This is a genomic window from Microcoleus sp. EPA2 (assembly GCA_020882975.1).
Classification (GTDB): Bacteria; Cyanobacteriota; Cyanobacteriia; order Cyanobacteriales; family Microcoleaceae; genus Microcoleus.
This window is the reverse complement of sequence record JAHRFD010000035.1, coordinates 1,453-22,546: the sequence shown is the minus strand read 5'-3', so window position 1 is coordinate 22,546 and position 21,094 is coordinate 1,453. Positions and strand designations below refer to the sequence as shown.

The following is a 21,094-nucleotide window of genomic DNA, read 5'->3' as shown; positions in this document are numbered from 1 at the left end:
GGATAACTTAGTATCGATGCTTGGGAAACACCCATCTTAACCTGTTAAGGGGGCGGGCTTTCGGGCCCACCCCACAAAAACATTTATTTCTTGTCAAACCGCATGATTGCTGCCGATATTGGCAATATCCAAACTTACACCAACTCGATTTGACTGTCATCCCCAATCATAAACCTCAGCGCTTTCGGACGGATAGGAGCATTAGTTAATTGAGCTCGCTGGCCGATTACGCTGTCCACAATTCGTTGCTCAATCCCTGATATTTTAGCACCTTCCAAGATGACACTGTGTTCGATATCCGCATCAATCATCGTGACTCGATCGGCAATACTACTGTAAGGTCCGATAAAGCAATTTTCAATGTGGCAATTTTCCCCAATCACCACTGGTCCGCGTACCGTGCAGTTAACTATTTCACTACTTTTTCCAATTTGTACTCGCCCGATAATTTGACTTTTCGCATCTACTTTTAATTCTGTCGAAGCTACAATACAGCTATCTAGGATAATTTGGTTAGCACTTAGCAAATCGTCTTTTTTGCCCGTATCCAACCACCAACCTTCTAAATTGCAAGCTTCAACTTTTTTTTGCTGATTAATTAGCTGTTGAATTGCATCAGTAATTTCTAGTTCGCCACGGGCAGATGGTTGAATTTGAGCGATCGCCTCGTGAATCGTAGGAGCAAAAAAGTAAACCCCAACTAATGCTAAATTAGAAGGGGGGACTTTCGGTTTTTCTACTAGCTGCAATACTCGCCCTTTTTCATCCACTGTCGCTACACCAAAAGCAGTAGGATTCGCCACCTGCCGCAGCATAATCAAAGCATCTAGTTTGTTGTTGTTAAAAGTCTCTAAAAACGGATTTAGTTTACTTTCAATTAAGTTGTCTCCTAAGTACATGATAAACGGAGAATCTCCCAAAAATGGTTGGGCGATTTTAACCGCATGAGCTAATCCCGCTGGTTTTTCCTGCAAAATATAAGTAATTTTCGCACCAAAGCGATCGCCATTTCCGGTTTTCGCTTTCACTTCTTCACCAGTTTCGGGACTAACAATAATCCCAATATCCGTAATCCCTGCCGCCACAATTAGCTCAATTCCGTACCACAGTATGGGCTTATTTGCCACAGGAACCAACTGCTTTGCACCCGTATAGGTGAGGGGACGCAAACGTGTTCCTTTGCCGCCAGAGAGGATTAATGCTTTCATTTGGTTAACTCTGAGTTATCCTTGCTTGGTTTGCGGTGCTGACTGGATTTGTCTGCACTTGTTCGCTTTCGTTCATCTTAAAGCACCATTCCTCCCGTGGCAAGAGTCTGGGTCTATTCTGATTCCATGGATTGAAGGCGATCGACTTTTTAGCAAAATCACAGCCACCCTCAATACCTTGAGGACATTCTTAATTGCTCAAACCCTCGCTCCCAATTGTTTCTTCCTGATTCCTCACTCCCTTACCCCACCCTAGTAGAAGCACCTTTTTCCTGGTTCCTGAGCGAAGTCGAAGCACCTTCTTCCTTCTTTCAATAACGGCCGTATCGGGCGACAAATTGTTTGTCCCTCTGTTGTTCACCCATGGACCAAGCCCACATCTGATCTCCCAAGGAAAAATGCCACCACTCGTGAGGATGCTGTCGAAAACCAGCAGCAATCATCGCATTTTTTAATATTTTTCTCCGACAATGAAATGCTTGTTCGGCGGGTTCCTTACTGCTGGCAAAATAATCAGGATAAGAACGTTCTGATATTTCATCGATGGGAGAACCCATATCAATTGGCCCGTTTTGGCGATCGACTAAAGTCACATCTAAGGCTGCACCCGTACTATGGGGTGGCGGTGTAGCGCGATCGAGACTCGGCACCGCCCAAAATTGATACACTTGCTCTAGAATTACTTGTCTTTTATCTTCGGAAACTGGCAATTCATAGCCTTGAGCTTTGGCAATTTCAGCAAAAGTAAAATCCACCATAAACTGCTGCACTTCCACTGGTCTATAAGCATCAAATATCAGAATTTGCCAATCAGGATAATCTTGCTGCAAACGCTTTTGAACCCCAATCAAACTATCTATAACTCCTTGGCGTAGATAGTAAGGAGAATCAACTTTGCTTTCCTGATAAGGAGCCCCTAATTTTTGATAGGGATGTGGCTGTTCCAAAGCAAATATGTCAGCCGGAATTGCCACTAAAGCTTCTCCGCATTCATCGATCGCTATTTGCTGATATGGTTTCATAAACTGAGCTACACCCCAAATTTTAAATTCAATCTTTTCTACTCACTATCCCAACTCCCGCATCATTGCTGAGTTGAACCCGCATCCAACTCACTCTTTTTTGGGAGCTAATTTAGGCAGACTCGACGGGATTGGGGCAAAATTCAAATATTCATTTTTATCTGCCAGTAAATGTGGTTTTGAAGCTTGATATTTTTTGGATTTACCAATATGATTGGCAACGGTTCCTAAACAAGGAATACCAAAGTTTTCTAATTGAGCGAAAACTTTCTTCACTACAGAATGCTTCACCTTGAGAATTGATACCACCATCAGTATGCCATCAGTCCGTGCCGCCAAAAAATTAGCATCTTTACTCTCAACCAGCGGGGGCGTATCGTAGATCACCAAGTCAAATATCCCATTAAATTCTGCCATTAAATACTGCATCTGAGACGAAGCCAGCAGTCTGGAAGTGCCCGGTTGAGGAATCCCCGCAGTTAGTACAAACAAATTATCCGCTACAGGCGATCGTTGAATCGCTTCCTTAAATTCAATTTTATTTTGCAACAAATCGCTCAATCCCTTTGCATTTGGCAAACTTAACAGCAAATCAAGACTGGGATCGTGCAAATTTGCATCTACTAACAGCACTCGCTGACCTGCTAGCGCGGCCACATGAGCTAAATTGAAAGCGATGATAGATTTGCCTTCCCCCGCTGTAGCCGAACCGATGACCACAGAGGCGATCGCCCGATGGGAAGACAGAAAGCGAATGTTAGTATAAAGAGAGTCAAAAGCTTCTATAAATTCCGCAGCATTTTTTTTATACTTATTCTCCTTGTTTTCCAGAACCTCATAGGCATTTGCAATAGACGGATAGAAATTTTTAGCAGTTTTGTTGACAGGAATTACACCCAACAAAGGGGAATCGACTGCATCTTTAACATCGTCAGCACCGTAAAATGTATTCTGTATTTTTTCGATGATTATCGCCAGCACCAGACCCAAAACTAGCCCCCCAAGCACCCCCATCATTAATTTATTGGTATTTTTAGATGCCACAGGAATCATCTTCCCATCAGGATCTCGCGGTATTTGAGGCTCAGAAATTATTTCCCAAGGTACTTGACTTTGAGCCGCTTGCACCCGTAGCGTTTCCCGCTGAGTCAAAAGTTGATCCCGCGTGCGCGCAGCTATATCTAGTTGCTGTTGCAGTTCGTTGTAGCGTCTGGCTACGGTAGGAAATTCTTTTGCTTGTCGATCCAAATTGTTTCTTGTCTGCGTAATCGCTTGATTGCGAGCCTCTAAAACTTGAACTTGGTTAGCAGTATCAACCAATTGCTTAATCAAGCCAATACGAATGGAATTCTGGAAATTTTGAACTTTAGAATTAGCCTGAGTTCCTACTAAATTTTGACCCAAAATTCTGTCAGTTTGCTTATTTAGTAATGCTATTAAATTTGCCCGCTTCCGCTCTAAAGCTTCCACTATCGGATTCGCCGACTTAAACCGAGCTGTTTCTACCGCAATCTGACCTTCTACTTCCTTCACCTTCGTCAGCAGTTCTTTATATTGAGGTTCTTCGCTTAAAGCTGACGCTGCAATAGCTTCATTTGGTGTAAAATCCAATTGTTTTTGCAAGTTTGCATACAGAATCTTCTGCTCTTTTAGCAGCCTTTGGGTTTCTAGTTGTAAGGTTTCTATATTCCGAACTTGCTGGATCAATTGCGCTCCTTGTTCTTTCGGATCGGCGATCCTTTGCTGCTGTTGGATAATCTGCAACTCCGACTTTAAATCGTTGACGCGCTTATTCAGTCCTGGAAGCTGGTCTTCAATAAATTTAACACCTTCACCAATGCGACTTTTGCGTTCGTCAAGACTGTACTTTAAATATTTCTTTTTAGTTTCTTGTAAAACCAATTCCACTAACTTAGGATCTTGACCCAAGAATCTCACTTCCAAAATTTTAGTTTTATTTAGTTCAGTATCTCCCAGGCGCAATACTAGCAATCCTTTTTTGAGAAACTCTTCAGTAAATTTGGGATCGTGCTTTCTGACTTGTTTTGTAATCTCTGAGAGCATTTGAGGACTCTTGAGAATTTCCAGTTGAGTTGCGTAATCGAGACTAAAAAAATCTCGACTCGGCACTCCGCCTTCGCGATTCGCCAAAGCAGAGGGATCGGCAATCCTGGCTTCCGTTGTTACCGGTTCCACTAACATCCGAAAATCACCTTGATAGGTTTTCTTGCTACCTTTTATCTGGTAGACTATGCCACCACTTGCTAGGGCTACAATCCCAATAATTATCAAGGCTTTCCGTTTAAAAGTCCTCAATAGCGGGGCTATATTCAAGGATTTTTGAGGCTTTTCGCCTGACTCTTCTCCTTCCTCGGCGGAGAATTGCTGCACCGGTCTGGTTTGGGTGCTAATTTCTACGATATTAGGGTCTTGTTCTGTTTCCATGTTGACCTCTTTATATTTTGCTACTAAAAATAATCGCTTATGAGCATATTCCGATTGACAGTTTCACCCTTTACTTAACGATATCACACGAGATTCTTGGTGTGTCAATGCCAATTACCTTACTTCTAATCATTATCAATGTTGACACATTGTACTCTTACTCATAGACAATAGGTATCAAGTAGATTTTAATCTTAAAACAAAATAAATTCACCCCCTCCCAAAACTCCCAAATTCTTTGGTCCAAAGGTTGATGAGTGTGGTAACTCAACGGTAAATCACTCAATAATCCAGGGTGACATCAGGGCTTGAAGATTCTCGTTACTCTGGATTTGAGGAAGATGTATGGGGATTTTCATTGAGTTTTTTTTGACCACCTGAGAACAAAAAATATCTACAGCGCTGAGGATTAAGCATAACTTGTAAGTAGCTACAGCATCACATATAATATTATTCCCATCGATCGCAAATGTAGATGTTGAAGTCTAACCCCCTGGAAGGTAGAAGAGTCCAGTGTTTTTAAATTTTAAGTTGAGAGTTGAAATTTAATTGCCCTACCAGGAAAACTCGACTTCAATATCCTAAGATTGGCGGTAAGCAACTACAGCATAAAAAGGATCGCCACTTCCTATTCCCAGCATTTTCATGAAACTGGGCAAACTGGACTGCTTATAAATTATTTCCGGTTTGCTAAATCCGGGTATATTCGCTCCTTTGACAGCATCAAAGTAACTCTTGACCAATTCTACCCGATCGCCCTCCGAACCTTCCCGCCAAGCCGCAATTGCTTTTTGATAAAACATCCGGTTAGAAAAGCTGATAATTGCCACACCACCCGGTTTCAAAATACGGTGGATCTCCGCAAAAATCAGATCGGGGTGTTGCAAATACTGTACCGAAACGCAGTTGACAACAGCATCAAACTCGGCATCGGCTAGTGGCAATTTAGGATTGGCATTCAAATTCTGGACAAAATAATGGTTCAGTCTCGAATTTTTCGCCAACTCTTCTTGATTCATGCCATGCCCTTCCACATGGGCAAACTCGATGTCATCTGGTAAGTGAGAAACCCAACTACTCATCATATCGAAGATCCGAGTATGCGGTTTCAACCGCTCCCGATACAAATCCGTTAATTGCTGAATAAATCCCTCGTCAACATGAGTCACAAACCGGGGATAAGCATAGAACAAGTTGTCGTCGGTGTCGTCTAACTTGGTTCGTCGATCGTCTGGAAGTAACATAGATTCAGATATCAGGAAGAATGAAGAATGCAGAATGCTTTTGGGTAAAAGCGATGGAGAATCACTTAAATGTCGCAAAGGTTGCTACATCCACAAACAAACTCGTTTGCGCTCATTTCAACCAAGCCCGATGAGCCATCAAAGCCGAAAAAGGCTGCACGCCCCGCAACTGATTAGACAGCGGCAAATGACCCCTAGGCGCGCTCAAATCCCAAATAAACTCTTGGGGATACCTAGTCCAATTATTCCCCTTCTTCCAGCCAATTAGGGGCCACAACTTATCCCAATTTTTACCCGAACTTAGCCAAATTTCCCGTTGCACCGAAAAGCCGAATTTTCCTTCAGAATGAACCTTCCACAGTGTATTGATTGTTTGTAAATCTGCCACGGGCAAACTTTCCACCTGGGTAAAATACAGCCACTTTCTTGCCGAAGCTGTTTCCCCCGCCAATTCACAAAGTTTATCTAAAGTCAAGCGATCGGCTTCTTGAAATTCCTGTAGGGCCAATAATTGTTGCAGTGGAGTGTAATCAATATTCGAGTCCGATCGCAGTGGCACAACCCCTGTGGGAAAATGCACTTGCAAAAACTCCGTCGCTCTCGGAGAATTAGCACTATACAAAATTTGGTAAGCCTTACCCATTACTGCCGTCGGTTCATCCGACTTGCGCTCTAATAAAAATTCCATCAATACATCCCAACTGGAATCTGCCATCTGTTGCAGAAATTGCAGTTGAGTTTTTTCCGAACCCGACCTCAACAGAGAGCGGAGTTCGGCTGATACAGCCGCCGAGTCTAATGGAGAAGTAGAAATCGAGTCAGTCATGAGAAACAATCAGCTATCAGCTATCAGCTATTAGCTGAAGCCCTGGTTTTTCCCCATTGTACAATGGTACTGACTCCGATTCACTTCTATCTGTTGGGATGTCCCTGCCCAAAAGGGGGAGGAACATCAGAGTTCCCCCACAGTCATCAGGAATGGGAACCAACAAAAATAAATTGAGGAGCGGCATCTGACGATCCGATTTAACTTACACCGCCGGGAAGTCCCCCACCATACCTGGTACTCCAGGTGAGCGGTGAGTAGTTCACAACAGTTTTCTAGAGCCTAATCGTCCACTACCGAAGCCCAGGCAGAGAACGAAGGCGGAAAATAGTTGATATCATATCCCGCAAGTTCCCACTCTTTCACCCACAGAGGCACCACCCCAGGGCAGGGAGTAGCCGAAAATTGACGTTCCTTAACCTCGATCGAATGAAATAGCTGTTTTAAAGTATCTCCCCGATCCAAAGCTTCGCTGAGGATATCATCCAAATCAGGATCGACTCGCTTAACCCGGTTGTTATCCTCTTCCGTCCACAGCAGTTTCAAAGACTTCAAATCCCTAGGACTGAGGATGCTCTTGTAATACACCCGCTTCAGGGCAGCTACAGGCTCCAAACTGCGTTCGATCCGGCGAATTTGCTCAACTCGCAGGTAATGCCATTGGGCCAAAAGCTTCCGTTCCGATGGCGGGAGTACCCCCTTACCGCTAGCGTGCTGATAGTCATACTTCACCAAACTGCAAGCCATATTCGCCAGCAAGTGAATCAGCTCTTTTTCTTTGGGTGTAGCTTGACGCCGTTCCTGGGTTCTTGTCAATACCCGCTGTCTGCGAGTAGTCACGAGTGTGTTTTCCATTGGGTTTTTATGAACTTAAATAGGATCGAAGCCTGCATCTGATTGGCCAGAAAATCAGAAGCTAGCTCACTTGAGAGATGGGGAAGATCTATCCCAAGACTGGCCTCATCTTTTTATTTTCCCACTCACATCTGGAATTTAGGTAGACTGATAGCAGGATGAAGTCTCAACCGCTTCCCACAGGTACTACAGGACAACAGCCATAACCTCATCCCCTAGAAGTTCCTATCCTTTTCCTGTTTTTACTTCTTCTTGCTCCCCATCCTCATTCGTTCCAGTGTAATGGAAGTCGGGATAACTCTCCAAAGCCCCACCACTGCGAACAAATTTTCCAGAAGCAAGACCAGCCACACTGGGGCTACCTAGATCGAATACGCCTAAAACTAAGATGCTGTATTTCATTTTCGATGACCCTGATTTGCGTAGATTGACACTTGTTGGCAACTCCAACCAGTCAGAAGTGGGTTGATGCAATAGCCCACTTGCCTTTGGAGAAATCTGCCTGTCATAATCAATTCAGACAGGCACACCCTGAGCGATCGGCCGCGCCAAAAGTGACGTGTTAGTAGTATCCACGATCATCCACCAACCCGATTATTTTGGGTAGTGGAGCTTATGCCATCAGGGCCACGATCTATCAGGGAGTTATGCCATCAGGGTGCTAATCCATCGGGTAGTTAATCCATCAGGGCGCATCTTTTACCTGCATGAAATTTCATGCAATCTAAGTCAACTTAAAAAAACGCAGATTAACGATATCTCCCACTCAAGCAGTCCTCAGCAAAAAAGCTGGGGTTTTTTATTGCCAGCCATGACTGAGCCAGTATTTTCCGTAGAAAGCTACTGGGCCTGAAGGCAAAGGTAGCTGAAAGCAGAAACTTAAAGATTATAAGTTTCCCCGATCGCATTATACCACCGACTGAATTTTAAAGTATTATTGTAAAACAATGTAAACACACAGTCTAAATACAAAGGTATTGGGGGATTCTCGATCGCCTCCCAGTAAAAATTAACATACTTATAATGTCAACCAGTATAAATAACCACAACGGGTCGGAGGACGATCGCTCCGTGGGACGATTTCTTATTGCAAAGATACAATAAAGATTAAAAATAACCAGGATAATTAGTAGATAATGGAGTAAAAGACAGTCAAAGTTTCAACTAAATCCACTGGCAAATAACGGAAATTTGTAACCCTTCAATCGGACAAAATAGAGGTGAACCGTCTTGATCGATCAGCAGGTGACAACGGCAATAAACACAACTTATCAATATCAAGTAGGAGGATATCTCCCCGTCAGCGCCCCCACCTATGTCAAGCGGCCCGCAGACGAAGAACTCTACAAACAACTCCTAGACAGGAACTTCTGCTATGTCATCAGTCCGCCACAAACCGGAAAGTCCAGCCTACTGCTGCAAACCGGGAAAAGACTGCAAGCAGAAGGTACATTGATTGCAGCAGTTAACTTGAAAAGCATCAGCCATCCCAATATCACCCCCCAAAAGTGGTATCGGGGAATTATGTATCGCATAGCCAGCAGTTTTAACCTCACAAATAGGTTTGATGCTCTCAAATGGTGGAACGACCGCGAACTACTCTCACCGGTGCAGCGATTAGAGATATTTATCGAAAAAGTTCTGTTAAAATCACTTAAAAATCAACAAAATATCGTAATTCTCCTCGATGACATAGACAGTATTAACAACTTAAATTTCTGTGTTAAAGATTTTTTTGCCTTAATTCTAAATTGTTATTCTAAGCGAAGCACTCAACGGGACTACGAGCGCATTACTTTTGCCATGATGGGAGTAACCGTACCATCAGAATTAATCGAAGACACCAGGTGCAACCCGTTTAACATAGCACGACAAATTAATTTAGGCCGATTGGAATTACACGAAAGTTTCCCCCTCGCCAAAGGATTAGCGGTCAAAGCATTTAGACCTCAAAAAGTGCTCCAAGCCATTTTAGCTTGGACAGGTGGTCAACCGTTTTTGACTCAAAAGCTTTGCGGGTTGGTACTGGAGTATGGCTCTTTTATTGGCAGAAATTGTGAAATAAAAGAAATTGAAAAATTAGCCAAAATTAGAATTATAAAAAACTGGGAAGATTGGGACAAGCCAGAACATTTAACTGCAATTCGCCGAGGCATTTTCCAGAACTCCGGCGACAGCAGTCGATTGTTAGAATTGTACCAGCAAATTTTGCAGACCCCCGCTTCTGAAAAATTAGGGGAAACTGGGGGAGTAGCTGCGGACTCATCTCCCGAAAAAATCGCGTTACAACAATTAGGATTAGTTGTCAAAAATTCGGGAAATAAACTAATAGTAGCCAACCGAATTTATGAATCAGTATTTAATGTTTTTTGGGCAGAAAAAGAGTTGGGGAATCTGGCTCCCTACAAAGCATCACTCACAGCATGGCTGGCTTCCGAACGTCAAGATAAGTCCCAATTATTGACGGGGAAAAGTTTGCAAGCAGCCTTAGAGTGGGCCACCAATAAAAAACTAAGTCCAGAACACTATAGCTTCTTACATCCCGATCGAGATTTACCGGAAAAACCAGCAGTGGTTTTGGCACCAATTTCCGAAACTATTACAGACAGTAGTATTGTCAACCCAGCACCCTTAGAGACTGTTCCAGCTAGCAGCGACGAACAGAAACTTTACAACCACATAGTCTCCTGCGTCCAAACAGAATCGCCGGTACAGGTGATAGAGCGTTTCCGACAGCTATTTATAGACGGTATGGGCTATCCCGATCCAGACATAGAAGCAACTTTGTATAGTATAGTCTCTCTCAAGCGATCGGAACAGGATTTTAAATACATCCTCCACCGCTGCTGTTACATCCCCATCAACCGATGGCAATTGAATTCCCAATACAAATTGGCGATCGCAAATTTGGTAGCTCTATTTAAGCAAACTTCACCCAGATTTGGGATGGAGTTTTACATAGTCAAATGCTTGCAGCGTCAAATAGATTTATTTACAAAAAGTGAAGAGTTTGTTAATTTAGAACGCTTAGTAAAAGCTCTAGAACAAGGCTCAGAACCTCAGCCAAAACAGACTCACACTACCTTGGGAGAACTAATTTTTCGATATCCTTATTTATACGGCTATTCTCTCTTGAGCAAGGAAAGCATTGCCGAAGAACAGCAAACAATCCAACGACTGCAATCTCAAAGGCAACGGCAATTTGAAACAGACTTATCTCTTTATTTAAACTATTTAGTTGCGCCGGGACATACCGAAATGGGCATTGTAAATCCCGCGCCCAATCCCACCCTTTTGAATGATGCAGAATTACATTTAGCAGTCCGGGAATTTGCGGGAAAAGTGAGTGAAAATCGCACTTACAAAGAATCGGCTCATTTGTTTTTACGCCAGAGTAAAAACACGAAATCTTATCAATCATTTAAAGTTGATTTGTATGAATATTTAATTTCCGCGGTGGAACCTGAATACGGTCGCCGTCAATTTAGCGGTCGTTTGTACAAATACATCAAAAACACCCTCCGTGAAAATGACTCGGTGAAGTTAAATAATTTGTTATTAGTTCAGACTTGTCATGAATTATTCAATTTTTTAGTAGTGGAAAACGAACACCATCCCAGTCACTACATTTTTTATGATTTAGTTTACAATCTCGGTCCTAGCAGAACCATGGGTTTACTGCTGAAATTGGTACTACTTTCTGGTAAAGTTAAACCAGATTTAGAAAAGCGATTTTCTATTTTATTCAATCACTATGAAGGAAAAGGCGCTGAGGAAATCCTGTGGTTTATCAAATCTTTGGAAAACTTAAATGTGGCTTTGGTGGTGAATTTTGGGAAACCCGATTTGTCGGTCGTTAAACGGAATTTAATTTTGAATTGAAATAACGGTATATAGCCTGTCGAACTCTCATAGGAGGTACGATGGAGAATTGGTAATTGGTAAACCGATTACCGATTACCGATTACCGATTACCGATTACCCATTACCGATTACCCACCTAACTGAGAAAGGGTATATTATTTTTTTATGATTAGCTATCTCAAAGGCACTGTCGCCGACATCACCAAAGGCAGTAACCGCCTCATCCTGACTCTGGAAGTCAACCAAATTGGCTATGAAATCCAAATTTTGCCCCGCGTGAGTGGTCAATTACCTCCCTCTGGGGAAATCACCCAAATCTTTACTCATCAACAAGTTAAAGAAGACCAAATCGTGTTGTACGGTTTTGGTAGTGCAACGGAACGAGATTTATTTCGACTGTTAACCAGTGTGAGTGGGGTGGGTGCTCAACTGGCGATCGCACTTTTAGATACCCTAGGATTACCAGATTTAGTCCAAGCCATCGTCGGCGGCAATACCCGCATCCTCGCCAAAACCCCAGGCGTCGGCACCAAAACCGCGGAACGTTTAGCCCTGGAACTTAAAAGTAAACTTTCACAATGGCGACAACAGGAAGGTTTGACCACCTCAGTCGCCGCCGGAGTACCTGCGGCTATTCAAGAAGAAGTGGAAATGGTGTTGCTGGCGATGGGTTACACCGGGGCCGAAGTCTTGCAAGCCCTGCAAACCCTGAGTCAGGATAGTAATTTAGCAAAAAAAAGTAATGCCGATGATTGGATCAAAGAGGCCATTACTTATTTGAGCCGATAAATCTCCAGAAACCGGGTTTTTCATCCGTATCTAAGACTGGGCGTCCAGTATTTTCGTAAACAACCCGGTTTCTGCCTCGATGACTAATCTCGCAAGTGCGATCGCAAATTTGATCGTTTGTGGTTCCCCTGTGATATAATCAGGGATTGTGAGATAGTACAAAAAAACCTAAAATCAATTCATGGCTCTTACACAACAACGCAAGCAAGAAATCATGGGCGACTACCAAACCCATGAAACCGATACCGGATCGCCAGATGTTCAAGTCGCAATGCTGACCGATCGCATCAGCAAACTCAGCGCCCACCTCAAAATCAACCAAAAAGACTTCGCTTCTCGCCGTGGTTTGATGATGATGATCGGCCGCCGCAAGCGCCTCCTGGCTTACCTGCAAAAGGAAAATGTTGAGCGCTACAAAGCATTAATTGCCCGTCTAGGCATCCGCGGCTAAACACCAAAGCCCAAATTTGCGACAATATTCATTAGTCATCTCAATAAAAATCAGTTAAGGGCAGGTAAAATGCCTACCCGACAAGAGTTTTGGGAGATGCCTATTGAATAAATGTCAGAATAAATGTCTGAAATGCCCCCTGGAAAATAGAGAAACCACCAAGACGGTTAGGACGTTCTGAATCGCTGAAACTATTACTATACATAGTAGGATTTCTATTGTTCCTGATTCCTGATTCCTTCTGCTATAAAATATGTCCTCCGAACCACCCCGCCAGCGCCTCCCCTTTGAACCGGCAAAAAATCGTAAAAAAAACCCTAAAAAACCCGCCCAAGCGGAACTAACAAACACAGCATTAGAACTAAATCCTGCCGATAAGCAGCCCAAAGCCAGCCAAACGAAAAAACAGGACCCATCTATCCCAGAAGTAGTCAGCAAGCGCATGATATCCCGCATAGCGGTATTTTGTGGTGTACCGACACTCTTGGGAATTGCGACATTTTTTGTGAGCTATTTGATAGTCAGCAAAGGCTTGTTTGATTTACCAAACACAGCGGTATTGTTAGTAAGTATGGGTTGTTTTGGTTTGGGTGTACTAGGATTGAGTTACGGAGTCCTGTCGGCTTCCTGGGATGAAGAAATTTCAGGAAGTGTTATGGGTTGGGAAGAATTTAATACCAATTTTGGACGGATGCGAGAAGGATGGCGATCGGCTAAATCAAAAAGTTAGTTATTAGTCATTAGTCATTGGTCATTAGTCATTAGTCATTAGTCATTGGTCATTAGTCATTGGTCATTAGTCATTGGTCATTAGTCATTGGTCATTGGTCATTAGTCATTGGTCATTGGTCATTAGTCATTGGTCATTAGTCATTGGTCATTAGTCATTAGTCATTGGTCAACAGTCATTGGTCAACAGTCAACAGTCAACAGCCAACAGTCAATCCGTGTCATAATCCGTGTTTAGCCCAAGAGAGAAGGCAAAAGAAATATGATTATTGTAATGAAAGCCGGTACTCCAGAAGCCGAGATCGATCGCCTAGACGCAGAACTCCGCACCAACTGGGGTTTGTCCCCAGAAAAAATAGTGGGACGCTACAAAGTTGTCATCGGTTTAGTAGGTGACACCGCTGAGCTCGAACCGATGCAGCTTCGGGAAATGAGCACCTCGATTGAGGAAGTATTGCGAGTGGAAAAACCCTACAAGCGGGCTTGCTTGGAATATCGCCAAGGAGAACCAAGCGCCGTAGAAGTGGCTACTCCCCTGGGAACTGTGACGATCGGCTTAAATCACCCGATCGCGGTCGTAGCAGGCCCTTGTTCCGTCGAAAACGAAGAAATGATTGTCGAAACGGCAATGCGGGTGAAAGCTGCTGGCGCTCATTTTCTGCGTGGTGGAGCTTACAAACCGAGAACTTCTCCCTACGCTTTCCAAGGACACGGCGAGAGTGCTTTGGGGCTGTTAGCCGCGGCGCGGGAAGCTAGCGGTTTGGGAATTATTACCGAAGTTATGGATGCGGCGGACTTAAGTGCGATCGTGGAAGTAGCCGATGTAGTTCAAGTCGGGGCCAGAAATATGCAGAATTTCTCCCTATTGAAAAAAGTCGGAGCACAAGACAAGCCAGTTTTGTTGAAGCGTGGGATTTCTGCAACTATTGAAGAATGGTTGATGGCTGCTGAGTATATCATGGCAGCGGGCAATCCCAACGTGATTTTGTGCGAGCGCGGCATTCGCGGCTATGACCGGCAATATACCCGAAATACGCTAGATTTGTCTGCGGTTCCTGTGTTGCGAACTCTGACTCACTTACCAATTATGGTTGACCCCAGTCACGGCACCGGTTGGGCCCAGTTTGTACCTTCCATGGCCTTTGCTTCCATCGCCTCTGGTACTGATTCCCTGATGATTGAAGTGCACCCAAATCCCAAAAAAGCTTTGTCTGATGGGCCACAATCTTTGACACCGGATCAGTTCGACAAATTGATGGAAGAATTGGCGGTAATTGGGAAAGTCATGAAACGTTGGCCGCAAGTACCTGCTTTAGTGTAGGTTATTGAGTTAATTAGGGCGATCGCTATTAAAGCCCGGACTTCCTCAAGAAGTTCGGGCTTTAGCTATGTTGGATTCATCCCCATCCATCTGCGGTTAAAATTCCAAAGTAATTAACTGAGCAATTTCCTCCGTTTGAAAACCCAAAGCCATCGGCTTTTGCACTCCCGAAATCACCTGCACATCATACAATTCCGTGACAATTCCTTCAAAGCGCAACCAATGCACGATCGCACCAGTAGTCAAATCAATCACCATCATCCCACACCGAGCCTCAGCATCCTTTGCTAATAACAACTCATCCAACTCTAAACCGCTAAAAGTGTTGTCACCACCCCTCGGTTTCGAGAGTCCAACAATTGCCCAATTTTGCCAAAAAGCCAGTCCTCGCACATATCCCGGACAAAAGGTAATGGCCACAAATTTCCCTGTCTCTAAATCCACATAACCAAATTCCCCTCTCCCGGAATTCAGCAACCACAACTTATCTCGATACCAGCGAGGAGAATGCGGCATTGACAATCCCGTAACGATGATATCATTAGATGCGACATCAATCACTATACCGCCGTTTTTTCTGCGATCGCGCCAGCCATCCACCACATCCGACTGACTCGACGCCGTGACATATTTCGCCTCCCCATCCACCATCGCCAAACCGTTGAGATGACAGCGGTCTTCGTTGATGTATTGTGAGATAAACGGCGGTTTCCAGAGAGGTTTGCAACTGTGGCGATCGCTCAAAGTAGCGATACAATTAAACAACGTACTAATAAAGATGATTTGATTATTTTTATCGACAGCGATATCGTGAATGTCGATATCTCCTGTGGTGTGGGCGATGCGAGGGACGTAAAGGCGATCGTAACCTTGATGTTGTCCACCCGCAGCCAACACGTTATCTAATTGCCAGAGTTGATATTTTGAGCTTAGATACAGGCGTTCCGCTGTGCAGTAAAGTCCCATTGCGCGATCGAATATTCGCCAAAAAGCCGAGATTCTGTTGGTTTCTGACGCAGCGCCGATTAACATCAACCTGCTCGTTTGATAAGTAGTGCAAGCAAGGCTGATTCGTTGTTCGGTTAACCAAGATGGCAAATCGCGATCGCCAAAAATCTCATGTTCTTCGACTGTATTGACATTTGTGTCGTTATTCATAGAATCTGTAAAATTTACATTCCCGTAGGGGCGGGCGATGCCCTGAGCTTAGCCGAAGGGAGCTTAGCCGAAGGGTTCACCAACCATAATTGCCTACAACCTACAATCTCATAAACCCGCCCCCAAGCAACTCGTTTGTATCGAAGTCTAGATCCCCCTAAATCCCCCTTAAGAAGGGGGACTTTGAGACTCTTGCTCCCCCCTTCTTAAGGGGGGCTGGGGGGGATCTGTCTTATCTGAACTGTATTGTCCTAAAACCCAGAATCTCACAAACCCGCCCCCACCTCAACCTGAGATAATTCCCGTAAAATACCCCAGACAAGTATAAATATTTACACATAATTGATATAATTTATTGTAGGTGTAAAATATGGGGATTTAATAATGGTCTGGGATTTAAATATTGAAATCAACGATCCAGAGATATATATTAAGCAAGTATCGACTCTTACTAAACATATTGCCTATTCCAAAGATTATAAAATTCAATGGCGGTTTGCTAAATTAAAAAACTTCGAGTTCGTGAGTGTTCTTTGGGAAGCTGGGAGTACATATACCGCAGGATATACTTCTCCAGGAAAAATAGGTTTCACATTTTTTAACGGCGATCATTTATTGAAAGTTGGGTCTAACGAATTCCTCATGAACGATCGAAATGTGGTGATAAGTCAGTCGGGAGTCGAACTAACCCGTCTTCAGCACTCAGCCAAATACAGCGGAATATCAATTTATATAGATGAAGCTCTATTTTTAACTGAAATGAGCAAGTATCTTGACAAATCCATTGAACGTCCTAACCTACTGCAAGTTATCGATCGCACTACTGTTTACGGTCGATCGCTATATCAACTGGTCATAACGCTGTCGAATTTGATTGACACTAACGGACATCCACTGGTAATTGACAATTTAGAAACCGCTATTTTTTCTACCTTAGTCCAAGGTTCATCTTACAACACTTTAGAACCATCGATTATTAAAGTATCCGAAATCTCGATCGCCCGCGTGCGAGAGGCGGCCGAATACATCCGAGCAAATATGAAAAAAGACCTGACAATTGCAGAAATTGCTTCCGCCATGAACTGTAGCAATCGTTCTTTGCAAACAGCATTCGCTCGTTATTACGGTGTTTCTCCCAGTCAATTCTTGCGAAATGCTCGACTTGAAGCCGCTCATACGGAGTTAATCGAGAGCAACAAAACGATTACGGAAATTGCGTTTGAATATGGCTTTTACAATCCTAGTCGCTTTACAAAATATTTCCAGCAGCATTTTGGGAAAAAGCCTTCAGACATTTTGCGAAACTAATCTTTCGCAATTTGGCTAGCGCAACCAGGAAGCAGCAAGATATAAATCTTGTTAGGGAATAAATTGATACACAGGTTAACGGAATTCAGACGAAATATTAATGCGTAAGTCCTACAAAACAAAGGTTTCGAGTCCTTGTCCCGGTTAGAAGTATCTTCCTTGCCCTTTTGATTAATATCATTCCGATGCTAACGGATTTGATACAGCGTATCCCAGGTTTATAGGTACTATCACTATCCCGTAGGGACACTTCCTTTAGCCTTTCGGAGTGTCAACTTAAGCTTAAACCGACAGTCCGACAGTCCGACAGGGAATGAATTCCCTGTCTCAAAGCGAAAGTCCTCTAAAGAGGACTGAGAAGAAAAATTTTAAACTCATTAGTCCTCTTCAGAGGACTTTAGCTTTGAGCCAGGGGTTTTAACCCCTGGCGGACTTGGCGGGTGAGCGAGAAAACTTGGCGGACTAAAAGCTTAAGTTGACACAAATGGGCACGGCGCCGTGTCCCTACAACAACTATGTACCTCACATACCTCAAAAGTCCTGTATTACTCATCACGATCGGCGAGTGTCATCCACCACCAGGTAGAAATATCACAAACCAGCATCAAATCGGGGGCATATCCCGACTCAAAAACCACGAACTACATTAAAAGCAAAAATCATGAAAACTCTACCTCAAATTAACCATTCCATAAACAAAAATATCGGTAGTTCCAATTCCTGCACCAGCAACAAGCCCACAGAAATAGTCATCCTTGACCCCACAATACCCGATAGCCAGCAGATAGCCCAGGGCATCAAACCCCACACCGCCACCTACATTCTCAAAAACCAGCCCGATGCCGTAGAGCAAATCACCACAGTCCTAGCTCAGCATACAGGCATCGCAGCCCTCCACATCATCACCCACGGAGATTCTGGCAGCCTGTACCTAGGCACAACAGAACTCAACAGCAGCAATATCCAAAACTACAGCTACCAATTCCAACAGTGGCGCAACAGCCTCACTGACAACGCCAACATCATATTATATGGATGCAACGTAGCAGCCGGAGACAGAGGAAACCAATTCCTGACTCAACTGCACCAACTCACAGGCGCAAACATCAGCGCCAACTCCCAACCTACAGGTAACAGCGCACTCGGTGGCAGTTGGGACATCCCTCAACTCATCCCCCCATCTTCTAAAGCGCCCCAACTAGCCCTCACCGAAACCACCCTCAACAACTACAGTGGCGTACTAGGCTTCGCCACCCAAGTCACTTTCCCTACTGGCAATGGCCCCATCTCCGTCAGCATCGGCGACTTCAACGGCGACTTGAAACCTGACTTAGCTGTGGCGAACAACTCCGGCAGCAGCGCCTCCATCCTGCTCAACACCACCCCCACGGGAGCCACCACCCCCACCTTCGCCACCCAAGTTGACTTCCCAACTGGCACTAACCCCATCTCCGTCAGCATCGGCGACTTCAACGGCGACTTGAAACCTGACTTAGCTGTGGCGAACAACTCCGGCAGCAGCGCCTCCATCCTGCTCAACACCACCGCCACAGGAGCCACCACCCCCACCTTTGCCAACCAAGTTGAATTCCCTACTGGCTTTCGCCCCTTCTCCCTCAGCATCGGCGACATCAACGGCGACGGCAAACCAGACTTAGCTGTGGCGAACAACTCCGGCAGCAGCGCCTCCATCCTGCTCAACACCACCCCCACTGGAGCCGCCACCCCCACTTTCTCCCCCCAAGTCACTTTCCCTACTGGCAATGGCCCCATCTCCGTCAGCATCGGCGACTTCAACGGCGACTTGAAACCAGACTTAGCTGTGATGAACCGCGACAGCAACACCACCTCCATCCTGCTCAACACCACCCCCACGGGAGCCACCACCCCCACTTTCGCCGCCAAAGTAGACTTCTTTACTGGCGCTTTCCCCTACTCCGTCAGCATCGGCGACATCAACGGCGACGGCAAACCAGACTTAGCTGTGGCGAACGCCGGCAGCAGCAGCGCCTCCATCCTGCTCAACACCACCCCCACGGGAGCCACCACCCCCACTTTCGCCGCCAAAGTAGACTTCTTTACTGGCTTTACCCCCACCTCCGTCAGCATCGGTGACATCAACGGCGACTTGAAACCAGACTTAGCTGTGGCGAACCTCAACAGCAACACCGCCTCCATCCTGCTCAACACCACCCCCACCGGAGCCGCCACCCCCACCTTCGCCCCCCAAGTCACCTTCCCTACTGGCGCTATCCCCTTCTCCGTCAGCATCGGCGACATCAACGGCGACGGCAAACCAGACTTAGCTGTGGCGAACGCCAACAGCAACGATGTCTCCATCCTGCTCAACACCAACCCCAAAGTTACCGCTGTCACCGCCACCACCCCCGACGGCAGCTACGGTGTCGGTTCCACTATTGCCATCACCGTCACCTTCGATGCTGCTGTCAACGTCACCGGCACGCCCCGACTGCAACTAGAAACCGGCACAACCGACCAATTTGCCACCTATGCTAGTGGTAGTGGCGGTACAGCCCTCACCTTCAACTATTTAGTGCAAGCCGGAGACACATCCCTCGACTTACAATATCTCGCCACAACTGCCCTCACCCTCAACGGCGGCACAATTAAAGATAGTTTGACTGCGGATGCCGATTTAACCCTCCCCACTTTAGCCACAGCCAACTCCCTCGGCGGCAGCAAAGCCATAGTTATCGATACCGTTGCACCAACAGTTGCCCTCACATCAACATCACCAACCACCACAAACGCACCATTCTTAGTCACAGCAACCTTCAGCGAAACTGTCACAGGATTTATCGACACTGACGTGACTGTTGCTAACGGCACTGTTAGCGGATTTACAGGTACTGGCACAACTTATAGTTTTACAGTTACACCAACTGCAACTGGCAATGTCACCGTAGATATTCCCGCAGCTACAGCCACAGATACAGCAGGTAACAACAATACCGCAGCCGCCCAACTTATTCGCACGGCGGATATTACACCGCCTACTGTTGTCTTAACATCCGCATCACCAACCACCACAAACGCACCATTCCTAGTCACAGCAACCTTCAGCGAAACTGTCACAGGATTTATCGACACTGACGTGACTGTTGGTAACGGAACTGTTAGTGGATTCACAGGTACTGGTACAACTTATAGTTTCACAGTTACACCCACTGCTACGGGCGCTGTCACCGTAGATATTCCCGCCGCTACAGCCACTGACACCGTTGGTAATAGCAATACCGCAGCCATCCAACTAACTCGCACTGCCGACATTACACCGCCAAATGTCACATTAACATCCGCATCACCCGCAAACACAAACGCACCGTTTTTAGTCACAGCAACCTTCAGCGAAACCGTCACAGGATTTATCGACACTGACGTGACTGTTGCTAACGGCACTGTTAGCGGATTCACAGGTACTGGTACAACTTATAATTTCATAGTTACACCAACAGCCACTGGCAATGTCACCGTAGATATTCCCGCAGCTACAGCCATTGACACCATTGGTAATAGCAATACCGCAGCCGCTCAATTGACTCGTACTGCCGATATTACCGCACCCACAGTAACCCTCACATCCGCATCACCAACCAACACAAACGCACCATTTTTAGTCACAGCAACCTTCAGTGAAACCGTCACAGGATTTATCGACACTGACGTAACTGTTGCTAACGGAACTGTTAGCGGATTCACAGGTACTGGTACAACTTATAATTTCACAGTTACACCAACAGCCACTGGCAATGTCACCGTAGATATTCCCGCAGCTACAGCCATTGACACCATTGGTAATAGCAATACCGCAGCCGCTCAATTGACTCGTACTGCCGATATTACCGCACCCACA

At 45.2% G+C, this 21,094-nt stretch carries 15 protein-coding genes; 7 read left to right on the top strand and 8 right to left on the bottom strand.

Translation table 11 applies throughout. From position 1 onward, the window contains the following. Window positions 1-134: 134 nt before the first annotated feature. The 7 genes from AAFP14_RS22925 to AAFP14_RS22895 form a co-directional block, all read right to left on the bottom strand. Entirely contained in the window at window positions 135-1,208 is a 1,074-nt protein-coding gene (locus AAFP14_RS22925) for a glucose-1-phosphate thymidylyltransferase (protein ID WP_341734500.1), read from the bottom strand. 311 nt (window positions 1,209-1,519) lie between these two features. Beyond that, the gene (locus tag AAFP14_RS22920; protein WP_341734499.1) at window positions 1,520-2,230 is read right to left on the bottom strand and encodes a M15 family metallopeptidase; all 711 of its coding nucleotides are present in this window, start codon (window positions 2,228-2,230) and stop codon (window positions 1,520-1,522) included. Between the two features lie 90 nt (window positions 2,231-2,320). Beyond that, window positions 2,321-4,675 carry a GumC family protein gene (locus tag AAFP14_RS22915; protein WP_341734498.1) on the bottom strand — a complete coding sequence of 785 codons (2,355 nt, stop codon included), beginning with the start codon at window positions 4,673-4,675 and terminating at the stop codon, window positions 2,321-2,323. A 581-nt stretch (window positions 4,676-5,256) separates the two neighbouring features. After that, window positions 5,257-5,919 (bottom strand): class I SAM-dependent methyltransferase, encoded by a 663-nt coding sequence (locus tag AAFP14_RS22910; RefSeq protein WP_341734497.1) that lies wholly within the window; start codon window positions 5,917-5,919, stop codon window positions 5,257-5,259. A 112-nt stretch (window positions 5,920-6,031) separates the two neighbouring features. Beyond that, window positions 6,032-6,745 carry a GUN4 N-terminal ARM-like repeat domain-containing protein gene (locus AAFP14_RS22905; protein WP_341734496.1) on the bottom strand — a complete coding sequence of 238 codons (714 nt, stop codon included), beginning with the start codon at window positions 6,743-6,745 and terminating at the stop codon, window positions 6,032-6,034. A gap of 282 nt (window positions 6,746-7,027) precedes the next feature. Next, entirely contained in the window at window positions 7,028-7,600 is a 573-nt protein-coding gene (locus AAFP14_RS22900) for a hypothetical protein (protein ID WP_340523647.1), read from the bottom strand. Between the two features lie 225 nt (window positions 7,601-7,825). After that, a complete protein-coding gene (locus AAFP14_RS22895) occupies window positions 7,826-8,002 on the bottom strand; it encodes a hypothetical protein (RefSeq protein ID WP_341734495.1) in 177 nt (58 codons plus the stop codon). Window positions 8,003-8,845: 843 nt separating this feature from the next. Here AAFP14_RS22895 and AAFP14_RS22890 point away from each other — a divergent pair. The 5 genes from AAFP14_RS22890 to aroF all read left to right on the top strand — a co-directional run bounded on the left by AAFP14_RS22890 (window position 8,846) and on the right by aroF (window position 14,754). Next, window positions 8,846-11,482 (top strand): AAA-like domain-containing protein, encoded by a 2,637-nt coding sequence (locus tag AAFP14_RS22890; RefSeq protein ID WP_341734494.1) that lies wholly within the window; start codon window positions 8,846-8,848, stop codon window positions 11,480-11,482. 147 nt (window positions 11,483-11,629) lie between these two features. Beyond that, a complete protein-coding gene (gene ruvA, locus AAFP14_RS22885; protein ID WP_341734493.1) occupies window positions 11,630-12,253 on the top strand; it encodes a Holliday junction branch migration protein RuvA in 624 nt (207 codons plus the stop codon). 181 nt (window positions 12,254-12,434) lie between these two features. Then, entirely contained in the window at window positions 12,435-12,704 is a 270-nt protein-coding gene (gene rpsO / locus AAFP14_RS22880) for a 30S ribosomal protein S15 (RefSeq protein ID WP_341734492.1), read from the top strand. Between the two features lie 253 nt (window positions 12,705-12,957). Next, window positions 12,958-13,434, top strand: a complete 477-nt coding sequence (locus tag AAFP14_RS22875; RefSeq protein WP_341734491.1) for a PAM68 family protein — start codon at window positions 12,958-12,960, stop codon at window positions 13,432-13,434. Window positions 13,435-13,695: 261 nt separating this feature from the next. After that, complete coding sequence (gene aroF / locus AAFP14_RS22870; RefSeq protein WP_341734490.1) at window positions 13,696-14,754, top strand: 3-deoxy-7-phosphoheptulonate synthase; 1,059 nt, start codon at window positions 13,696-13,698, stop codon at window positions 14,752-14,754. Window positions 14,755-14,850: 96 nt separating this feature from the next. Here the strand turns inward: aroF and AAFP14_RS22865 are convergent, their stop codons facing one another. Next, complete coding sequence (locus AAFP14_RS22865) at window positions 14,851-15,912, bottom strand: TIGR03032 family protein (protein WP_341734489.1); 1,062 nt, start codon at window positions 15,910-15,912, stop codon at window positions 14,851-14,853. Between the two features lie 384 nt (window positions 15,913-16,296). Here AAFP14_RS22865 and AAFP14_RS22860 point away from each other — a divergent pair, with 384 nt between their 5' ends. Continuing rightward, the gene (locus AAFP14_RS22860) at window positions 16,297-17,220 is read left to right on the top strand and encodes a helix-turn-helix transcriptional regulator (protein WP_341734488.1); all 924 of its coding nucleotides are present in this window, start codon (window positions 16,297-16,299) and stop codon (window positions 17,218-17,220) included. 661 nt (window positions 17,221-17,881) lie between these two features. Then, window positions 17,882-21,094: FG-GAP-like repeat-containing protein (locus AAFP14_RS22855; protein WP_341734487.1), on the top strand; the 3,213-nt coding region annotated here is incomplete at its 3' end.

Coding starts and splice junctions, on each gene's coding strand:
- AAFP14_RS22925 (WP_341734500.1), bottom strand. CDS start 1,208: ATGAAAGCATTAATCCTCTCTGGCGGCAAAGGAACACGTTTGCGTCCC.
- AAFP14_RS22920 (WP_341734499.1), bottom strand. CDS start 2,230: ATGAAACCATATCAGCAAATAGCGATCGATGAATGCGGAGAAGCTTTA.
- AAFP14_RS22915 (WP_341734498.1), bottom strand. CDS start 4,675: ATGGAAACAGAACAAGACCCTAATATCGTAGAAATTAGCACCCAAACC.
- AAFP14_RS22910 (WP_341734497.1), bottom strand. CDS start 5,919: ATGTTACTTCCAGACGATCGACGAACCAAGTTAGACGACACCGACGAC.
- AAFP14_RS22905 (WP_341734496.1), bottom strand. CDS start 6,745: ATGACTGACTCGATTTCTACTTCTCCATTAGACTCGGCGGCTGTATCA.
- AAFP14_RS22900 (WP_340523647.1), bottom strand. CDS start 7,600: ATGGAAAACACACTCGTGACTACTCGCAGACAGCGGGTATTGACAAGA.
- AAFP14_RS22895 (WP_341734495.1), bottom strand. CDS start 8,002: ATGAAATACAGCATCTTAGTTTTAGGCGTATTCGATCTAGGTAGCCCC.
- ruvA (WP_341734493.1), top strand. CDS start 11,630: ATGATTAGCTATCTCAAAGGCACTGTCGCCGACATCACCAAAGGCAGT.
- rpsO (WP_341734492.1), top strand. CDS start 12,435: ATGGCTCTTACACAACAACGCAAGCAAGAAATCATGGGCGACTACCAA.
- AAFP14_RS22875 (WP_341734491.1), top strand. CDS start 12,958: ATGTCCTCCGAACCACCCCGCCAGCGCCTCCCCTTTGAACCGGCAAAA.
- aroF (WP_341734490.1), top strand. CDS start 13,696: ATGATTATTGTAATGAAAGCCGGTACTCCAGAAGCCGAGATCGATCGC.
- AAFP14_RS22865 (WP_341734489.1), bottom strand. CDS start 15,912: ATGAATAACGACACAAATGTCAATACAGTCGAAGAACATGAGATTTTT.
- AAFP14_RS22860 (WP_341734488.1), top strand. CDS start 16,297: ATGGTCTGGGATTTAAATATTGAAATCAACGATCCAGAGATATATATT.